The organism is Stenotrophomonas sp. NLF4-10 (assembly GCF_022359915.1).
Classification (GTDB): domain Bacteria; phylum Pseudomonadota; class Gammaproteobacteria; order Xanthomonadales; family Xanthomonadaceae; genus Stenotrophomonas; species Stenotrophomonas daejeonensis.
This window is the reverse complement of the sequence record NZ_JAKSEE010000003.1, coordinates 3,469,334-3,483,106: the sequence shown is the minus strand read 5'-3', so window position 1 is coordinate 3,483,106 and position 13,773 is coordinate 3,469,334. Positions and strand designations below refer to the sequence as shown.

15 protein-coding genes are annotated in these 13,773 nt (G+C 66.5%); 11 read left to right on the top strand and 4 right to left on the bottom strand.

Annotated features, from left to right (window positions below; all coding sequences use genetic code 11):
* Positions 1-39: 39 nt before the first annotated feature.
* The 3 genes from MIC98_RS16510 to MIC98_RS16500 form a co-directional block, all read right to left on the bottom strand.
* The gene (locus MIC98_RS16510; RefSeq protein ID WP_057641275.1) at positions 40-396 is read right to left on the bottom strand and encodes a phasin family protein; all 357 of its coding nucleotides are present in this window, start codon (positions 394-396) and stop codon (positions 40-42) included.
* A 68-nt stretch (positions 397-464) separates the two neighbouring features.
* On the bottom strand, positions 465-821 hold the full coding sequence (gene queD / locus MIC98_RS16505) for a 6-carboxytetrahydropterin synthase QueD (RefSeq protein WP_057641276.1): 357 nt from the start codon (positions 819-821) through the stop codon (positions 465-467).
* A 130-nt stretch (positions 822-951) separates the two neighbouring features.
* Entirely contained in the window at positions 952-2,352 is a 1,401-nt protein-coding gene (locus MIC98_RS16500; RefSeq protein ID WP_057641277.1) for a DEAD/DEAH box helicase, read from the bottom strand.
* A 411-nt stretch (positions 2,353-2,763) separates the two neighbouring features.
* On the opposite strand from MIC98_RS16500, the gene MIC98_RS16495 reads away from it, so the two are divergent.
* The gene (locus tag MIC98_RS16495; protein ID WP_057641278.1) at positions 2,764-3,753 is read left to right on the top strand and encodes a fumarylacetoacetate hydrolase family protein; all 990 of its coding nucleotides are present in this window, start codon (positions 2,764-2,766) and stop codon (positions 3,751-3,753) included.
* 243 nt (positions 3,754-3,996) lie between these two features.
* Positions 3,997-4,653: a maleylacetoacetate isomerase gene (gene maiA, locus MIC98_RS16490; protein WP_239737910.1), complete on the top strand. Its 657-nt coding sequence runs from the start codon at positions 3,997-3,999 to the stop codon at positions 4,651-4,653.
* Positions 4,654-4,816: 163 nt separating this feature from the next.
* Here the strand turns inward: maiA and MIC98_RS16485 are convergent, their stop codons facing one another.
* Positions 4,817-5,950 carry a PilT/PilU family type 4a pilus ATPase gene (locus MIC98_RS16485; RefSeq protein ID WP_239737909.1) on the bottom strand — a complete coding sequence of 378 codons (1,134 nt, stop codon included), beginning with the start codon at positions 5,948-5,950 and terminating at the stop codon, positions 4,817-4,819.
* A 95-nt stretch (positions 5,951-6,045) separates the two neighbouring features.
* On the opposite strand from MIC98_RS16485, the gene MIC98_RS16480 reads away from it, so the two are divergent.
* The 9 genes from MIC98_RS16480 (at position 6,046) to MIC98_RS16440 (ending at position 13,763) form a co-directional block, all read left to right on the top strand.
* Complete coding sequence (locus tag MIC98_RS16480; RefSeq protein WP_057641281.1) at positions 6,046-6,435, top strand: DUF4398 domain-containing protein; 390 nt, start codon at positions 6,046-6,048, stop codon at positions 6,433-6,435.
* Positions 6,432-7,313, top strand: a complete 882-nt coding sequence (locus MIC98_RS16475) for an OmpA family protein (RefSeq protein ID WP_239737908.1) — start codon at positions 6,432-6,434, stop codon at positions 7,311-7,313. The genes MIC98_RS16480 and MIC98_RS16475 overlap by 4 nt, the downstream gene beginning before the upstream one ends.
* Positions 7,314-7,758: 445 nt before the next feature.
* Positions 7,759-7,977, top strand: a complete 219-nt coding sequence (locus MIC98_RS16470; protein WP_239737907.1) for a YdcH family protein — start codon at positions 7,759-7,761, stop codon at positions 7,975-7,977.
* Between the two features lie 174 nt (positions 7,978-8,151).
* On the top strand, positions 8,152-9,522 hold the full coding sequence (locus MIC98_RS16465; protein ID WP_239737906.1) for a pyridoxal-phosphate dependent enzyme: 1,371 nt from the start codon (positions 8,152-8,154) through the stop codon (positions 9,520-9,522).
* A gap of 52 nt (positions 9,523-9,574) precedes the next feature.
* Positions 9,575-11,290 (top strand): type II/IV secretion system protein, encoded by a 1,716-nt coding sequence (locus tag MIC98_RS16460; protein ID WP_239737905.1) that lies wholly within the window; start codon positions 9,575-9,577, stop codon positions 11,288-11,290.
* Entirely contained in the window at positions 11,283-12,494 is a 1,212-nt protein-coding gene (locus MIC98_RS16455; RefSeq protein ID WP_239737904.1) for a type II secretion system F family protein, read from the top strand. The genes MIC98_RS16460 and MIC98_RS16455 overlap by 8 nt, the downstream gene beginning before the upstream one ends.
* A 16-nt stretch (positions 12,495-12,510) precedes the next feature.
* Entirely contained in the window at positions 12,511-12,957 is a 447-nt protein-coding gene (gspG, locus tag MIC98_RS16450; RefSeq protein ID WP_239737903.1) for a type II secretion system major pseudopilin GspG, read from the top strand.
* The gene (locus MIC98_RS16445) at positions 12,842-13,354 is read left to right on the top strand and encodes a prepilin-type N-terminal cleavage/methylation domain-containing protein (RefSeq protein ID WP_345772167.1); all 513 of its coding nucleotides are present in this window, start codon (positions 12,842-12,844) and stop codon (positions 13,352-13,354) included. Before gspG ends, MIC98_RS16445 begins: the two co-directional genes overlap by 116 nt.
* Positions 13,344-13,763 (top strand): prepilin-type N-terminal cleavage/methylation domain-containing protein, encoded by a 420-nt coding sequence (locus tag MIC98_RS16440; RefSeq protein ID WP_239737901.1) that lies wholly within the window; start codon positions 13,344-13,346, stop codon positions 13,761-13,763. Before MIC98_RS16445 ends, MIC98_RS16440 begins: the two co-directional genes overlap by 11 nt.
* The last annotated feature ends 10 nt before the right edge of the window (positions 13,764-13,773 follow it).

Here is a 13,773-nt window from a genome sequence, read left to right as displayed (position 1 = left end):
GCGGGGGAGGGAAACCGCGCAAATCGCTTGTCTGTTGCCTCAGCGCGCCTTGCGTGGCTGCGCCGGTGCCGGGGTGAATGGTTGCCGCGCCAGTTCGCCGATGGCGATGCCGGTCTTCAGGCCCAGGTCCAGCATTTCCTGGCCGGCATTGCCCAGCCGCTGCAGGTTGTCGCCCGCCACCTGCAGGCCCTTGGGCAGCAGCGTGGGCAGTTCTGCGCCAGCCTGCGACAGTTCGCCGATGAAGCCGGCGGTGGCATTGGCGTTGCGCTCGAAGGCGCGCAACTGCACGCCGAACGCGCTCTCGGCGTTCTCCAGCGCCAGCCGGTTGGCGCGATTGGCCGCGGCGGCAAGGTGCCGGGTGTAGTCGTTGAAGGAGGCGTCGAAGCGGGCGGACATGGCGGAACTCCAGCTTTGTTGCGTCGCAACATAACACGGCTGGCCGGGAATGCAAGCGCCTGGCGGCCTCAGTCGCCGCGGTAGCGGCAGCCGGAGGTGCAGGTCTCGTGCACGGTCACCGCGCTCAGCTGTGGCAGCGCCGGCTTGAGCCGTTCCCAGATCCACATCGACAGGCGTTCGCTGGTGGGGTTTTCCAGCCCGGGGATGTCGTTGAGGTAGTGGTGGTCGAGCTGCTCGTACAGCGGCAGGAAGGCGGCCTTGATGTCGCCGAAGTCCATCACCCAGCCGGTTTCGGCGCCCGGTTCGCCGCTCACTTCCAGGCGCACGCGGAACGAGTGGCCGTGCAGGCGCGCGCACTTGTGGCCGGGCGGCACGTTGGGCAGCCGGTGCGCCGCTTCCAGGGTGAAGTCTTTGAAGATGTCCATGCGTTGATTGTAGCGGCCGGGGTGGCCGGCCCTGTCGGTGAATAGGCGGGTGGAACATGCAAAAAGGCGGGAGCGCACGGCCCCCGCCTTTCCTGCCTGCGGCGCTGCGGGGGCCGGGCCCCCGCGGTATTCAGACCGCGCTGGTCGGCCGCGGCGCGCTGCCGGAGCGGCGGCCACCGCGGCGGCGGCGCGGTGCGCCGGCCGGCTGCTCGCGGTGCTGGCCACCGTTCTCGCTGCGCGACTTGCCGGGCTGGCCGGCATGGGCGCCGCGGCGCTGGCCCTGCGGGTTGCCATTGGGGCGCCCGGCGCCGTTGCCGCGCCGCGGCGGGCGCTCGCCGCCGGGCTGCTCGGCCTTGCCCGGGGCGCTGTTGCCCCAGCGGATCGGCGTCTGCGGCTCGAAGCCGGCGACGTCGCGGATGTCCATGTCGCGGTCCAGCAGGCGCACGATCTGGCGCAGGTACTTGGCGTCTTCCTGCGCCACCAGCGAAACCGCCTGGCCGTTGGCGCCGTTGCGGCCGGTGCGGCCGATGCGGTGCACGTAGTCCTCGGCCACCATCGGCAGGTCGTAGTTGATGACCTTGGGCAGCTCGTTGATGTCGATGCCGCGCGCGGCGATGTCGGTGGCCACCAGCACGGTGACGCGGCCGGCCTTGAAGTCGCCCAGCGCGCGCATGCGCTGGTTCTGGCTCTTGTTGCCGTGGATCGCCGCGGTCTTGATGCCGGACTTGTCCAGGAACGTGGCCAGCTTGTCGCTGCCGTGCTTGGTCTTGGCGAACACCAGGGTCTGCTCGCGCGAATCGGCGCTCAGCAGGTGCAGCAGCAGTTCGCGCTTGCGCCCGGCGTCGACCGGGTGCACACGGTGGGTGATGGTCTCGGCCACGGTGTTGCGCGGGGTGACCATCACCTCGCGCGGGTTGCGCATGAATTCCAGCGCCAGCTGCTTGATCGGGTCGGCGAAGGTGGCCGAGAACAGCAGGGTCTGCCGGTTCTGCTTGGGCAGCTTGGCGAGGATGCGCTTGATCGACGGCAAGAAGCCCATGTCGAGCATGCGGTCGGCCTCGTCCAGCACCAGCACCTCGATGCCGGACAGGTCGATGCTGCGCCGCTCCAGGTGGTCGATCAGGCGGCCGGGGCAGGCCACCAGCAGGTCCACGCCCCGGCGCAGCACGTTCAGCTGGTTGCCCATGCCGACGCCGCCGTAGATGCAGGTGCTGGGGATGCGCAGGTACTTGCCGTAGTCGCGCAGGCTGTCATGCACCTGCGTGGCCAGTTCGCGGGTGGGGGTGAGGATCAGCGCGCGCGGCCGGCGCGGGCCGTTGCGCACTTCCTGCGGGTTGGTCGCCAGGTGCTGCAGCAGCGGCAGGCCGAACGCGGCGGTCTTGCCGGTGCCGGTCTGCGCGCCGGCCAGCAGGTCGTGGCCTTCCAGCACCAGCGGGATCGCCTGCTGCTGGACCGGGGTGGGGGTTTCATAGCCCTGCTCGGCGAGCGCGCGCAGCAGGAAGGGCGCAAGGCCCAGGTCTTCGAACGACATGGATGCTCCAAAGGATAGAGGCGCCGGCCGGAAGCGGCTGGCGGTGCCGGTCGAGGCGACCGGCTGGCTCGGAGCGTTCCCGTGAACCGCGCTGCGAGGATCTGGGTGCGACCTGCGCGGTGCGCGGGCCGGAATGCATGGCGAATGGCGTCGGGTGGGAGGGGCGGGGCCGGTGGAACGGCACCGCCGGCCTTCCCGGAGGGAAACGGACGGCCGCTGGCAGACCGCGATAGTCTAGGGGAAGTTTGAGACGGGCACCAAAACCGCCCGTTCAGCTTGCCCCGCCGGATGCCGCCGTAGCGCCGGGTCTTGACCCGGCAGGCTTCCCCGGCGAGGTGCCATGCGGGGCAAGCCCCGCACCTACCTATTCGTTACAATCGAAACTTGTGCTCTCCAGAACTGGATGCTCCGATGAAGCTTGGTTCCCTGAAGGAAGGTGGCCGCGACGGCACCCTGATCGTGGTCTCGCGTGACCTGACCCGCGCCGTGCGCGCCACCGGCATCGCCGCCACCCTGCAGCAGGCGCTGGAAGACTGGTCCAACCTCGCGCCGCGGCTGAACGCGCTGTCCGACTCGCTCAACGGCGGCGACGCCGACGGCGTGTTCGACCTGGACATGCAGGCGCTGGCCGCGCCGCTGCCGCGCGCCTACGAGTTCGTCGACGGCAGTGCCTACCTGCCGCACGTGGCCCGCGTGCGCAAGGCGCGCGGCGCCGAGGTGCCGGAAAGCTTCTACACCGATCCGCTGATGTACCAGGCCACCAGCGCCGGTTTCCACGGCCCGCGCGACGCGGTGAAGGTGGTCAGCGAGGACTACGGCATCGACCTGGAGGCCGAGATCGTGGTCGTCACCGACGACGTGCCGATGGCGGTGACGCCGGAGCAGGCCGCCGGCCACATCCAACTGGTCGGGCTGGTCAACGACGTCAGCCTGCGCAACCTGATCCCGCCGGAGCTGGCCAAGGGCTTCGGCTTCCTGCAGTCCAAGCCGCGCTCGGCGCTGAGCCCGGTGTTCGTCACCCCTGACGAGTTGGGCAATGCGTGGCAGGGCAACAAGGTGCACCTGCCGCTGGTGACGCACATCAACGGCGAGTGGTTCGGCGCGCCGGAAGCCGGCGTGGACATGCAGTTCGACTTCGCGCAGCTGGTGGCGCACGTGGCCAGGACCCGGCCGCTGTCGGCCGGCACCATCGTCGGCTCCGGCACCATCGCCAACGAAGACACCGCGCTGGGTGCCTCCTGCTTCGCCGAACGCCGTACCGTCGAGGCGCTGCGCGACGGCAAGCCGTCCACCCCGTTCATGAGCTTCGGCGACGTGGTGCGCATCGAGATGTTCGACCGCGACGACAACAGCATCTTCGGCGCGATCGAGCAGCGCATCGAGCAGGCGCAGCGCCCCTGACTGCCGCTTTTTTTAAGCCCCTCTCCCTTCGGGAGAGGGGTTGGGGTGAGGGGCAACGGAGTCACGATGGTTCAACCATCATGGACTGCGTTCGCCCCTCATCCGCCCTTCGGGCACCTTCTCCCGAAGGGAGAAGGGGGCGATTGTTCCCATATCGCCAAGCGGCGCAAACAACCGACCGGCGGCAACGGCATCCCCACTGCCGGCCTGTATCGTGACCCGATGCAAGCAAGGACAACCGACATGGATGCAGCATTGACGCTCTACAGCTACTGGCGCTCCAGCGCGGCCTACCGCGTGCGCATCGGCCTGAACCTGAAAGGGCTGGACTACGCGCTGGTGCCGGTGCACCTGGTGCGCGATGGCGGCCAGCAACATGCGCCGGACTATGTCGCGCTCAACCCGCAGCAGCTGGTGCCGGCGCTGCGCGACGGCGGGCGCGTGCTGACCCAGTCGCTGGCCATCCTCGAATATCTCGAAGAAACCCGTCCGCAGCCACCATTGCTGCCGGCCGATGCCGCCGGTCGCGCGCGGGTACGCGCGCTGGCGCAGCTGGTTGCCTGCGACATCCATCCACTCAACAATCTGCGCGTATTGCAGTTCTTCGACCGGCAATGGCACGTGCCGCAGGCCGAGCGCGACGACTGGGTGCTGCACTGGATGCGCGAGGGCTTCGCCGCGATGGAGGCCATGCTCGCCGCCTCGGCGGACACCGGCCGCTACTGCCACGGCGACGCGCCGGGGCTGGCCGACTGCTGCCTGCTGCCGCAGCTGTACAACGCGCGGCGCTTCAAGCTCGATCTCGACGCCTTCCCGACCCTGCGCCGGATCGAAGCCGCCTGCCTGCAACTGCCGGCGTTCGATGCCGCCCGCCCGGAAAACCAGCCGGATGCGGCTTGAAGCACACCGCCGGCACTCGTAGGTCGGGGCTACGCCCCCGACGGCATGTTCGGGTGCACGGAACGTCGGGGACGTAGCCCCGACCTACGCCTTCGGCGACTCAATGGGTCGGGGGAAGCCCCCGTGCCGGCAAGCCGTCATGCCCCATTCCCCGTTCCCGGCTTCAAAACCCGTGCGTGATCGACGGCGCCGTCGCCGGGGCGGAGAAGTCCGCGTAGGGGTCGTGCTCGCCACTGCCGCCCTCGGACAGGCGGAACTTCAGCGCCAGCCCGTCGCGCGAATCGGCCGCGCGCAGGGCTTCTTCCTGCTCGATGATGCCGTCCTTCGCCATCCGGAACAGGCACTGGTCGAAGCTCTGCATGCCCTCTTCCAGCGACTCCTCCATCGCCTGCTTGATCGCATGCACCTCGCCGCGGCGCAGCAGGTCGCGGATCATCGGCGTGTTGATCAGCACCTCGGTGGCCGGGCGGCGGCGGCCATCCTTGCCCTTGACCAGGCGCTGCGAAATCACCGCGCGCAGGTTCAGCGACAGGTTCATCAGCACGTTCTTGTGCGCGCTCTCGGGGAAGAAATTGAGGATGCGCTCGATGGTCTGGTCGGCGTTGTTGGAGTGCAGCGTGGCCAGGCACAGGTGGCCGGTTTCGGCGAAGGCGATCGCCGCCTCCATCGTCTCCGCGTCGAGGATCTCGCCGATCAGGATCACGTCCGGCGCCTCGCGCATCGCGTTCTTCAGCGCGTTGTGGAAGGCGTGCGTGTCCAGCCCGACCTCGCGCTGGTTGACGATCGACTGCTTGTGCTTGTGCAGGAACTCGATCGGGTCCTCGATGGTGAGGATGTGGCCGGTGGAGGTGCTGTTGCGGTGGTCGATCATCGACGCCAGCGAGGTCGACTTGCCCGAGCCGGTCGAGCCGACCACCAGCACCAGCCCGCGCGGGGTCATGATCACGTCCTTGAGCACCTGCGGCAGGTTCAGCTCCTCGATGCTGGGGATGCGGCTCTTGATCGCGCGGATCACCATGCCGACCTCACCGCGCTGCTTGAACACGTTGACGCGGAAGCGCCCGGCGTCGGCCAGCGCGATGGCCATGTTCAGCTCCAGGTCGCGTTCGAACTGCGGTACCTGGCCCTCGTCCATCAGCGAATAGGCGATCTTCTTGACCATGCCCGGCGGCAGGCCGGTGTTGCCCAGCGGGTAGAGCTTGCCTTCGATCTTGATGTAGACCGGCGCCCCGGTGGTCAGGAACATGTCCGAAGCGTTCTTTTCGGTCATCAGCTTCAGGAAATAGCCGATATCCATAGGTAAAGTTTCCCCGCAGACGGCCCGGTGCCGTTGATGCACGTGGTGGCCTTGACGACAATGGCCGCGCTCATTCATTCCGCGACGGCTCCCCAATGAAACCTAGCTTCGCACAATTACGACGTCTCCTGTATGTGACCGCCTGCGCATCCGCGCTCTGTGCCAGCGCGTGGGCGCAGGACCCGGCCGCGGCCGACCTGCTGGCCGCGCAGCAGGCGGTGGAACGCGCCGACCGCGCCGATGCCGACCAGTACGCGCCGGACACGATGGCGCTGGCCCGCCAGCAGCTGGAACAGGCCCAGCGCGCCGCCGGCGACCGCCGGCAGCGCAAGCAGGCCCCGCTGCTGGCCCAGCGTGCCGCGGTCGACGCCGACCTCGCCCGCGCCCGCAGCGAGGAAGCGGTGGCGCAGGCCACGCTGGCCCAGCGCAAGGCCGAGGTGGAACGCCTGCAAAGGCAATTGGCAACCGGGGAGGCGCGCCGATGAACATCAGGAACCTGCTCGCCGCCGGCCTGCTGGCCCTGCCGCTGCTGGCCACTGCGGCCGAAGACCCGGCGGTGGCCGCGCTGAACCAGCGCCTGATCGCCCTGCAGGCGAATCTGGACACCGCCGACGTCGCCGCCTACGAGCGCCTGCAGGCACGGCAGGCGGTGGCGGAGCTGGCCAAGGCCAGGCGCAAGAACCTGGAACAGGCGCGCTACCTGGCCGAACGCCGGGTGGAGATCGCCGAAACCAGCGCCCGCACCGAGGTCGCCCAGCGTGAGGTCGAACGACTGGAGCGAACCCGCAGCGAACTGCTGATCGAGGCCAGCCGCCGCGACGCCGACCGCGCCCGCCGCGAGGCCGAGAAACTGCGCGTGCAGGCGCAGATCCAGGCCGAGGAAAGCGAGCGTCTGCGCCAGGCCGCCGAGGCCGAGATCCTGGCCCGGCAGGACGCGGAAATCGCATTGAGCAGCGTGGCCGGCAAGCAGGCCGCGCGGGTCAGCGCGGCCCAGCAGAACGCGGCCAAGCTGGCGCGCGAGGAAGCCGAACTGGTGTCCGGGCAGAAGTTGCCGAACTCCACCTTCGGCCGCCGTGGCGAGGTGTTCACCCTGCCCGGCGACGCCTTCGCCGCGGGGCAGGCCAGCCTGTCCGCCGGCGCGCAGGACCAGCTCAAGGCACTGGCCGAATACCTGAACATCGGCAAGAAGGGGCGGGTGACCATCGAGGGCTACGACAGCGCCAACGGCGTCGGCCAGCGCCGCGCGCAGGCGCTGAAGGATGCGCTGGTGGCCGCCGGGGTCGCTGCCAACCGGTTGCAGGTGAGCGGCAAGAAGGCCGCCGCCACCCGCGCCCGCTCGGCCGAGGTCATCATCGCCCCGTGACCCGGTGGCGCGCGTGATCGCGGGGCCTGCCGTACATGGCGGCAGGCCCCGTATCCGTAGGTGCGGGGCTTGCCCCGCACGGAGCGTTCCCGGCGAGGCCTCGTGCCGGGAAGCCCGGCGCCTGCATCAAGTTTGCCGGTGTCTTGAGGGCCTTCCCGAAGCCTGAATGCGCGGCCGGTCATGAACCGCGCCGATACCGGTTTTCGCCCCTTGCCGGAACCTTTTTTCAGGCGTAGGGTCAATCGTCCGGGCGGCAACGTCGTCGCCCGGACAGCAGGAGGACCGGGCCGGTGCAACAATGGCGCGAACCAGTACCAGGCAACTTCCGGGGCATGGCCCGGAAGCAGGGCGGGGGTTCGGCCATGCGCGGCCAGGTTTCTCCGATCCAGCAACGCCCCGTGCCGCAAGGCCGGGGCGTTCTTGTTTCCGCATGAAGGAGGTCACCATGTTCGAAGAGCAGCCGCAGAATGAAATCGATGCGCTGATGAAGACCAACCCCGAGTTCAAGCAGCTCTACCAGCAGCACAAGAAGCTGAACAAGAAATGCATGGATGCGGAGCTGGGCGTACTTCCCATCGACAACCTCACGCTGGGGTTGATGAAGCGCGAGAAGCTGCTGGCCAAGCAGCGGCTGTTGCGCATGTACGAAAGCCGACCCAACTGAACCTTCCCCACGCAGCACCTTTCCGTCGCGGGCGGTGGCGGCCTCCTCGTCGGCCGCCGCCGCCCGCGTCACCTGCCGGCCGCGGCACGGGCCGCGACCTTGCCTGACTTTCAGGCACATCCATCGGATAATCGGGCTCCAGCCGCAGTGCGGCGCGATTCCCAGACACATTCGATGGCCATCCATTCCTCCGTACTCGAACTCATCGGGCGCACGCCGATCGTCAAGGCGCAGCGCCTGGACACCGGTGTCTGCGAGCTGTTCCTGAAGCTGGAGAGCGCCAACCCGGGCGGTTCGATCAAGGACCGCATCGGCCTGTCGATGATCGAGGCGGCGGAAAAGCGCGGTGACCTCAAGCCCGGCGCGACGCTGGTCGAAGGTACCGCCGGCAACACCGGCCTGGGCCTGGCGCTGGTGGCGCAGCAGAAGGGCTACAAGCTGATCCTCGTCGTGCCGGACAAGATGAGCCGGGAAAAGATCTTCAACCTCAAGGCGATGGGGGCCGAAGTGGTGCTGACCCGCTCGGACGTGGCCAAGGGCCACCCCGAGTACTACCAGGATCTCGCCAGGACCATCGCCGAGCAGACCCCCGGCGCCTACTTCATCAACCAGTTCGGCAATCCCGACAACCCGGCCGCGCACGAGTTCGGCACCGGCCCGGAAATACTCGAACAGATGGAGGGCGAACTGGACGCCATCGTGTTCGGTTGCGGCAGCTCCGGCACCATGACCGGCCTGTCGCGCGCCTTCGCCAAGCTGTCGCCGGCTACCGAACTGGTGCTGGCCGACCCGGTAGGGTCGATCCTGGCCGAGTACATCAACGACGGCACGCTGAACGACAAGTCCGGCAGCTGGCTGGTGGAGGGCATCGGCGAGGATTTCCTGCCGTCGATCTCCGATTTCAGCCGGGTCAAGAAGGCCTACGCCATCAGCGATGCGGAAAGCTTCCACACCGCGCGCGAACTGCTGGCAAAGGAAGGCATCCTCGGCGGTTCCTCCACCGGCACCCTGCTGGCCGCGGCGCTGAAGTACTGCCGCGAGCAGGCCGCGCCGAAGAAGGTGCTGGTGCTGGTGCCGGACACCGGCAACAAGTACCTGTCGAAGATGTACAACGACTACTGGATGCTGGACAACGGCTTCATCGAGCGCCCGCAGCATGGCGACCTGCGCGACCTGATCCTGCGCCCGTACAGCCAGCGCGACACCGTGGTGGTCGGCCCCAACGACCTGCTGACCACCGCCTACCAGCGCATGAAGCTGTACGACGTCTCGCAGCTGCCGGTGATGGAGGGCGAGCAGCTGGTCGGCATCATCGACGAGAGCGACGTGCTGCTGCATGTCTACGGCGACGAGGCCCGCTTCCGCGACCCGGTGTCGGTGGCGATGGTCAGCAAGCTCGACCGGCTCGACGTGAAGTCGCCGATCGAGGCGCTGCTGCCGGTGTTCGACCGCGGCCAGGTTGCCATCATCATGGGCGACGGCTACTTCCTCGGCCTGATCACCCGTATCGACCTGCTGAATTACCTGCGGCGGCGGGTGCAGTGAAATCCCGAGCGGTGGATCGGTAGGTCCGGACTTTCGAACAACTGGGGAAGAGATGCAAAACAGCATGCAGGCGGGCTATACACCGGCAGCGCAACATCGGCTGCTGGGCGAACTGCTGGTTGAACGTCAACTGGTCAGCACGGGAGACGTGCAGAAGGCGCTCGCGTTCCAGGCACAGTTCGGAGGCCGGATCGGCAGCGTCCTCGTGAGGCTGGGGGCACTGTCGGAAGACAGCCTGGTGCCGGTGTTGTCGGATCAACTGGGCATTCCGATGCTCGCCGGTGATGAATGGCCGACAGATGGCGAAGGGGTACGGTCGATATTGGGCAATGCCGGTTACAACCTGGAATGGTGGCTGGACAATGGCATCGTTGCCTGGGAGGCCACGGAGGGAAAGGTTCTTGCAGTGGCGCGCGATCCGCTTGATCCATCGGTGAATGAAGCTTTGGACAAGGTGTTCGGATCGGAATGGTCCTGGCGACTGGCCAAATCCCAGGAAACGGAAAGACTGATCGACATGGTCGGGAATTCCCGCTCCCGCGGGGACATGGATCTGGATGATGATGTGAGCCATCTCCGCGAACTTGCGGAGGAAGCGCCGGTCATAGAGCTGGTCAACAACATCCTTGCCCAGGCGATGGATCAGCGAGCCTCCGATATCCACATCGAACCGGAGGAATCCGTATTCAATGTGCGCATGCGCACGGACGGCATACTTCATACGCGCATGGTGCTGCCGGCAAGCCGTTACCCGGCGGTCGCTTCCCGCGTGAAGCTGATCTCGGGAATGGACATCGCCGAACGCCGCCTGCCGCAGGATGGCCGCTTGAGCGTCCGTGTGAGTGGGCAGGAAGTGGACGTCCGCGCTTCGGCCGTTCCGGCGGTCCACGGCGAGTCGATCGTGCTGCGCCTGTTGCCCAAGGAAAGGGATGACCTGAGCCTCGAAAGGCTTGGCTTTTCCCCGCGTGACCTGGCCCTGTTCCGCACGTGGGCGGCAGAGCCTCATGGCGTTGTCCTGGTGACCGGCCCGACGGGGTCGGGTAAATCAACCACGCTTTACGCGACGCTGGAGGAAATGAACCAGCGGGATCGCAAGATCATCACCGTTGAAGATCCGGTGGAATACGAGGTGGATGGCGTCACCCAGATCCAGGCCAATTCGGATATCGGCTACACATTCGCGCGCGCACTTCGAGCCATCCTCCGCCAAGACCCTGACGTCATCATGATCGGTGAAATACGCGATCTGGAAACAGCGGAAATCGCGGTCCAGTCATCGCTTACCGGCCACCTTGTGCTTTCCACCCTGCACACCAACGATGCGGTGAGTGCGTTCACCCGGCTGGTCGATATGGGCGTGGAGCCTTTCCTCGTGGCGACCAGTGTGCGCGCCGTGCAGGCACAGCGCTTGGTACGCCGCCTGTGCCCGCATTGCTGCCGGCCGGCGGTGGTGTTGCCGGTGTTCGAGCGGATGGTCGGTCCCCTTGTTGATGAAGGCGACAATGCGTGCTGGAAAGAAGCGGTCGGCTGTCCGCGCTGTCAGGGCACGGGGTATCGCGGGCGCCTGGGTATCTATGAACTGGTCGATGTGACCCCCGAGTTGCAGGAGCTGGTCATTGCGGGCGCGACCGCCGAAAAGATGCGCAGTCTGGTCAACGCCCAAGGCGGCAGAACTTTGCGTGACGATGGCCTGCTCAAGGCGCGTGCCGGTCTGACTACCGTCGAAGAAGTCGTGCGTGTCACCGGGGGATTGGCCGCGGATGAGTGACATGCTGCAGTATCGCTATGAGGCATTGGACCGGGGGGGCAGCAAGCTGACCGGCGCCGTGGATGCATCTTCCGAAGCAGATGCGGCGCGGCGTCTGGCAGTCATGGGGTTGACTCCATATTCGCTGAAGCAATTACGCAGTGGCCGCTCCCTGTCCAGCCGTCGCAAGAATGCCTCGACACGCGAACTGCAATTGGTGCTGCAAGAGTTCACTGCGTTGCTGGAGGCGGGGGTTGGGCTCGTCACTTGCCTTTCATCGCTTGCCAAATCCAGCCATCACCCTTCCCTGACCAGCGCGTTTGCGTCGATGGAGAAAGCCGTGCGGCGGGGTGAAAGCTTCAGTGTCGCCCTGCGCGAGTCCAAGCTTCCCGTGCCGGAATACATGCATCAGCTGATGCAGGCCGGTGAGGCGACGGGGCGTATGGCCGAATCAATGCGCGGTGGTGTCCGCCAGTTCGAATACGACCAGCGTGTCCGCCAGGAAATGACCGGGGCGATGATCTACCCGGCAGTGCTCGTGCTTTCAGGGGTGGCGGCCGTTGGCATCATCTTCATGTGGGTCGTGCCTCGATTTGGTGGCTTGCTGACTCAGCATGGGGAGAGCATGCCTGCGCTTTCCCGCTGGGTCATCAGTACGGGTGTATGGCTCAGTTCCCATGCCTGGTGGGTCGTTGCCGCAGTGGTTGCCGTGGGGGCTTTGGCCCGTGCCTTGTATGTTCTTCCTGGGTTCCGGGAAAAGTTGGCCGAAGCACTCATTAAAATGCCCGTCATTGGCGAGTGGGTGCTGGAAGCGGAAGTGGGACGTTGGGCCAGCACGTTGGCGGCATTGCTGGAAGGCAAGGTCGAGCTGGTGCGTGCACTTGGGTTGTCTGCTGCTGCCGTGCGCTTTGGTTTCCTGCGCAATCGCCTTTCCGCAGTGGTCAAGGGGGTCAAGGGCGGCATGACCTTGTCTGCCGCCTTGCGCGAGCACCGTGCGCTGAATCCGACTGGCTATGATCTGGTCGCGGTGGGCGAGGCCAGCGGCGAGTTACCCAAGCTGTTGTCGGCTTTGGCCGGATTGTACGAGGCAACCGGACGCGACCGGATGAAGCGCGCCCTGCAACTTATCGAGCCGCTGGCGATCATCCTCATCGGTGTCGTGGTCGGCGTGATCATGACCGCGATCATCCTTGCGATCACGAGCGTGAATGATGTTCCCCTTTAGAAATCCGGAGAAAAAGATGAAAGTGCGCGAATATCGACGCATGCGTGGTTTTACCCTGCTGGAAATGCTGGTGGTGCTGGTCATCATCGGCCTGATTGCCAGTCTGGTTGGGCCGCGCCTGTTCAGCCGCGTGGACAGTTCCAAGGTGCAGGTGGCCGATACCCAGACACGGCTTTTGCGGGGTGCCATCGAAACCTTCCGTCTGGAAGTAGGGCGCCTGCCGACTACCGAGGAAGGGTTGGCGGTGCTCTACACTGCGCCGGCGGATGACCGGGCGCGGGCGCGTTGGCGCGGGCCGTACCTGGATGAGAGGGTGCCGACGGACCCTTGGGGTAACCCCTACCAATATGCCATCCCCGGGAGCGACGGGATGCCGTTTGCCATTTATTCCTATGGTGCCGATGGCAAGGCCGGGGGCGAAGGAAACGATGCGGATGTGGGCTTCCTGCCGCAGAACCGGTGATGTCCCGGCGGGAGCCTCGTGCAGGGGCTTTTCGTTGCTGGAATTGCTGGTCGTCCTTGCATTGATTTCATTCATGACGGCACTGGTCGCCCCGCGTCTGCAGAACACGGTCGAAGCCATCGCCCGCAGCGGCGAGCGTGCAGCGGCCGTCAGGCAACTGGAGCGGCTGCCCTTGCTGGCCCGGCGTGATGGTGCTGCCCTGAGCATCGCCAAGGGCCAGGAGCTGGCCATGCCGGGCCTGAAATTCCCCGATGGCTGGAGCGCCCGAGCCATCGATGACGTGCATGTGGCCGCCAATGGCTATTGCAGCCCGGCGATGCTGGAGGTGACCACCCCGACGGACAGCGAGCGCTGGATACTTGGCATGCCCGATTGCAGGGTGTCCGATGCGCCCTAGATCACTCCGGGGCTTTTCCCTGCTGGAAGCCATCGTCGCCTTGGCAATCGTCGCCACTGCGGGGCTGGCGCTGTTCGCCGCGATGAACCAGTCCATACAGATGGCGCTCAGGGCCGAGAACGCGCGCAAGAGCGATACCGCCATGCGCAACGCACTGGCCTGGATGGAAGTCGTCAATCCCGCGCTGACTCCCAGTGGCAAGAAGCAACTGGGGGAAATGGTGCTCGAATGGAAGTCCGAGCCCATCGAGCCGCCGCGCGACGCCATGACCGGCTATCTGCAGGCCGGCCTGTACCAGGTCGGCCTGTATGACGTGACCGTGGACGTTCGCGACAACGACGGGGTTTCGGCCTCGTTCCAGGTGCGCAAGGTCGGATACAAGCAGGTCAGGGAGCCGCCGCGGCTATGAATGCCTTGTG